This is a genomic window from Vibrio sp. 2134-1, assembly GCF_033339495.1.
In genome coordinates this window covers 1-1,437 of the sequence record NZ_JAWOUS010000080.1, presented here as the reverse complement: position 1 = coordinate 1,437, position 1,437 = coordinate 1, and the positions used below count along the sequence as shown (strand labels likewise).

The window sequence follows — 1,437 nt, the reverse complement described above, 5'->3', positions numbered from 1 at the left end:
CGAATAAAATCCGTCAATGATTCATCATTCGCCTGGCACCCGACCAATAGAGCGCTTACCAACACCGTCAGCAAAGATTTATTTCCCATCTTTCTTTTCCTCAGGCTTGAACTGATAAGTGTTTGCTCTCACTCGGAAGTGCAAAGTTTCACTCTCTTGGCTGACACGCTGCCAAGTCACGTCTTTAAAGGTGATGATGCGTGGCAGTGTGGCAATGGCCTGTGAAAAACGACCGATATCGTGGAAATCACCTGTTAGCTCGATATTTAGTGGCAATCGATACAGGAAGTTTTCAGATTGCTTTTCTCCCCAATCGATTCGAGTAAACGTTAACTTGTTGTCGATACCGAGTTCGTTTACCGACGCCAACATTGTGGCCAACTCTTTTTGTGCCGGTAGTTGTTGCAACAGCAACTCATAACGCGTAGTGAGCTCGTCCAGTTGAGATTGCAACTGAGGCAATGCAGCCACCTTGTTGGCTTTTATGCGCAATGCCACTTTTAATGTTTGCTCCTCTTGAATCAAATTGTTCAAGCGAGCCTCTTCTGGCTTTAAGTAAAACCAATAACCAAACCCTTGGATAAGAAGAACAAGCAGGCAGATCACTACAAGCTGAGGCAGTAATGGCCATTCAGCAATCTCATCCATTTCTAGATCTTGCCAATTAACCATGTTGTTTTCCCTCTTTCTTCTCTTCTACCGTGTTGAACATGAAGGACACTTTAAAGGTCTGAAACTCTTTACCGAAACGGGCTTTTCCGTGCACGATAGAGTGCATTTCAACGTCCAGTAGCTTGGCAGAACGCTCCATGTTATCGAGCATGGTTGCTAGCCGAGGTGTACTGTCTGAAATACCTGAGATTTCAATTTCTAGATCGTTCATTTTGATCTTGTCGACATACACGCCTTCTGGAATAACAGCAGGCATGAGGTTCATAAAATCAGTGGTTTTATTCCGACCATTTTGCAACGCTTCCACAACTTTCAAGCGTTCCAAGATTTTGCTGTGTTCAAGCTCCGCGATCTTCATCGCTTCTATCCGCTTATCTAGATCGGAAATGTACGTTGTTAGATAGTCGAGTCGCTCTTGTTGAAGATCTTGTTGATACTCATAATATTTGCCAACGCCCCACTGAATCCCCAACGCCTCCATGACGCCCAATACCACTAAACCGACAAATCGACGACGATGCTCTTCCCTTTGATTTTCGCGCCAAGGCAATAAGTTAATGCGATAAAGCACGCACACCTCCTAACCAATGAATGCCGCGCACCGCCAGCCCTGCAGCTGTCGAAAAATGTTGCCAATCAGCCGCTCGTCGCTTGCGTTTCGACACTTTCATTTCAAACAGTCCGAGTGGGTTTAGCAACTCGCACTCCAATGCCAACTGATGCGAGAGCTCTTCTGCCAACATTGGCGTCGATGCCCCCTCGCCC

General features: G+C 46.1%; 2 protein-coding genes and 2 pseudogenes. All 4 read right to left on the bottom strand.

Going from position 1 to position 1,437, the window contains the following annotated elements; all coding sequences use genetic code 11:
• Window positions 1–89, bottom strand: a pseudogene (locus tag R7R78_RS23970) (fimbrial protein); the annotation flags it as partial.
• Entirely contained in the window at window positions 79–672 is a 594-nt protein-coding gene (locus R7R78_RS23965; RefSeq protein WP_005496571.1) for a type 4a pilus biogenesis protein PilO, read from the bottom strand. The pseudogene R7R78_RS23970 and the gene R7R78_RS23965, both read right to left, overlap by 11 nt.
• Window positions 665–1,243: a PilN domain-containing protein gene (locus R7R78_RS23960; RefSeq protein ID WP_225474358.1), complete on the bottom strand. Its 579-nt coding sequence runs from the start codon at window positions 1,241–1,243 to the stop codon at window positions 665–667. Before R7R78_RS23960 ends, R7R78_RS23965 begins: the two co-directional genes overlap by 8 nt.
• Window positions 1,227–1,437, bottom strand: a pseudogene (locus R7R78_RS23955) (pilus assembly protein PilM); the annotation flags it as partial. The pseudogene R7R78_RS23955 and the gene R7R78_RS23960, both read right to left, overlap by 17 nt.